Below are 2295 nucleotides of genomic sequence, written 5' to 3'. Positions count from 1 at the left end.
GGGGGGGGTGGGGGGGGGGGGCGCGCTATCTCGGGGGTGGGGGTGGGGGGTGGCCGTGGCGGCCGGCGCGGGTGGCCGCTCCGCGCCCCCCCCCCCCCCCCCACGACCGGAACCTCGGCCGTGCTGCTGGCGCTGTTCGCGAGCGGGTACTTCGGCTCGATGCTGTTGCTGCCGTTGTACTTCCAGGTGGTCCGCGGTGAATCCGCGCTGGTGGCAGGCGCTCTCGGCATTCCGTTCGCGCTGGCCTCGGGCGCGACGATGCAGGTGGCGGGACGGTTGATCGACCGGATTCCGCCCGGTCGCTACCTACCGGTGTCGATCACCGTGGCGCTCACCGGTTTCGTGCTGTTCGTGCTCCAGCTCGACGCGGACGCGCCGTACTGGGCGCTCGGCCTGACCATGCTGCTGATGGGTGCCGGTGGCGGCGGCACCATGATGCCGGTGATCACCACCGCGACCAGGCCGCTGAGCCGGGCACAGCAGCCTGCCGGGTCGACGGTGCTGAACATGATCAGCACCACCGCGATGGCGATCGGCACCGCGGTGGCGTCGGTGACGCTGGGCGCATTGCTCCCGGTGACCGGCGGGCTGCAGGCTCTGCACGGGATGGACCCTGCCCAGCGTGCCGAATTGGCCCCGGCTTTGGCCGAGGCCTTCCAGCACACCTACTGGATCGCCCCGGTCATGATCGCGCTGGCGATGATCCCGGCGCTGCTGTTGCCGCGCCGCGACCGGGTCGACGCGCCCGCATGAGGTCGATAGCTACCCGGCCGGCCACACCACGGCCTGGGCGACGATGACGTTCGCACCGTCGAAGGTGACGGCGGGGCCCTCGTGCAGTTCGTAGCCGAGGGCCAGCGCCGCGCTCACCCGCCGGCAGAACGTCTCGTCGTCCGGGCCGGTCAGCACTCGATAGATCGGTAGCCCGTCCGGTGGTTCGCTCATACGGGCAAGTATCCGCTAGGCCGACTCGCTGGCGCGTTCCTTGCTCAGCGACTCGGCCTGCTCGGTGCTCAGCCCCTGCTGCTTGGCCAGCAGGTCGCGGATCTCGATGAGCAGCTCGGTCTCGGTGGGCTCGGCGGACTTGGTGGTGCCGAACTTGTTCTTCAGCGACTTCATCGGCAGCATCAGCACGAAGTACAGGACCGCGGCGACCATGAAGAAGTCGATGAACGCGGTGATGATCGGGCCGAGCGCGATGAAGGTCGCCGGCTTGTCGGCGATCAGCTGAACGCCCAGACCCAGCTCGTTGGTCGAGCCGAACACCGCGAGCAGCGGGTTGACGAGCCCCTTGGTGAACGAGGTGACCACCGCGGTGAACGCGGTACCCATGACCACCGCTACCGCGAGGTCGATGACATTCCCGCGCATCAGGAAGTCTTTGAACCCGTCGAACACGGACTTGATACTGCGCATCGGTCGAGCACTCCTCAGACTGGCTATCGGCAAACGTGGTGATGTTATCGGCCGTTCCAGGGAGTAGCGAATTCATAGCTACGCGACCGCGACCCTCCGCAGTATCAGTTCCGGGAGCCGTGGCCGCCACTCGGACAGCCGTGGTCCCCGGATTCGGTTGCCCGGTCCGGGGATTGAACGCCGCAGGTCAGGAGCGCCGCGCGAAGCTGCCGGGCCCGGCCTGGTCACGGGGCTTGACGACGATCGTGTCGAGGTTCACGTGCGGCGGCCGGCTGGCGACGAAGCCGACGATCTCGGCGATGTCCTGGGCATAGAGCGGGTCGATGCCCTCGTAGACCTTGGCCGCGCGCTCGGCGTCACCGTCGAAGCGGACCAGCGAGAACTCCGTCTCCACCGCGCCCGGCGCGATCTCGGTCAGGCGGACCGGCTGACCCAGCAGCTCATCGCGCAGCGTGCGGTGCAGCACGGCCTGGGCGTGCTTGGCGGAGGTGTAGCCCGAGCCGTTCGGGTAGGCGTGGAAGGCGGCGATGGAGGTGATGGTGACGATCAGGCTGTCACCGGAGGCGATCAGCTTCGGCAGCAGCGCCTTGGTCAGGCGCAGGGTGCCCAGCACGTTGGTCTCCCACATCCAGCGCCAGTCGTCGAGGTCGGCCTCGGCGACCGGGGCCATGCCCTTGGCGCCGCCCGCGTTGTTGACCAGCACGTCGACCCGGTCGAGGGGGGGGGGGTAAGCGCCCCCCCCCCACACGGTGGGGTTTTGGTGTTTGAGCGCCGGGGCCCCGCGAAACCCCGCCCCCCCCCCCCCCCCGGCGGGGGTGCGGAGGCGCCACCGAAGCCGCCACCGGACCGTCGCTGGGCCAGCGCCGCACCGGGTGCCGC

The 2295-nt window shown here is 69.8% G+C and carries 4 protein-coding genes; 1 reads left to right on the top strand and 3 read right to left on the bottom strand.

From position 1 onward, the window contains the following. Window positions 1–753, top strand: a 753-nt coding sequence (locus ACFWPJ_RS11200; protein WP_378849722.1) for an MFS transporter, incomplete at its 5' end; no start/stop codon positions are given. A gap of 9 nt (window positions 754–762) precedes the next feature. On the opposite strand, the gene ACFWPJ_RS11195 is transcribed toward ACFWPJ_RS11200, so the two are convergent. From ACFWPJ_RS11195 to ACFWPJ_RS11185, 3 genes are all read right to left on the bottom strand, one after another. Continuing rightward, window positions 763–945, bottom strand: coding sequence for a DUF1737 domain-containing protein (locus tag ACFWPJ_RS11195; RefSeq protein WP_378849721.1), 183 nt, complete (start codon window positions 943–945; stop codon window positions 763–765). Window positions 946–960: 15 nt separating this feature from the next. Then, window positions 961–1416 carry a large conductance mechanosensitive channel protein MscL gene (gene mscL, locus ACFWPJ_RS11190; RefSeq protein ID WP_378849719.1) on the bottom strand — a complete coding sequence of 152 codons (456 nt, stop codon included), beginning with the start codon at window positions 1414–1416 and terminating at the stop codon, window positions 961–963. Between the two features lie 187 nt (window positions 1417–1603). After that, window positions 1604–2295 (bottom strand): SDR family NAD(P)-dependent oxidoreductase (locus tag ACFWPJ_RS11185; RefSeq protein ID WP_378849717.1); only part of this gene is annotated, 692 nt, incomplete at its 5' end.

The sequence above is a fragment of the Nocardia sp. NPDC058497 genome (assembly GCF_042720195.1).
Classification (GTDB): Bacteria; Actinomycetota; Actinomycetes; order Mycobacteriales; family Mycobacteriaceae; genus Nocardia.
The sequence above is the reverse complement of the archived record's forward strand: the minus strand, read 5'-3'. Positions and strand labels throughout refer to the sequence as shown.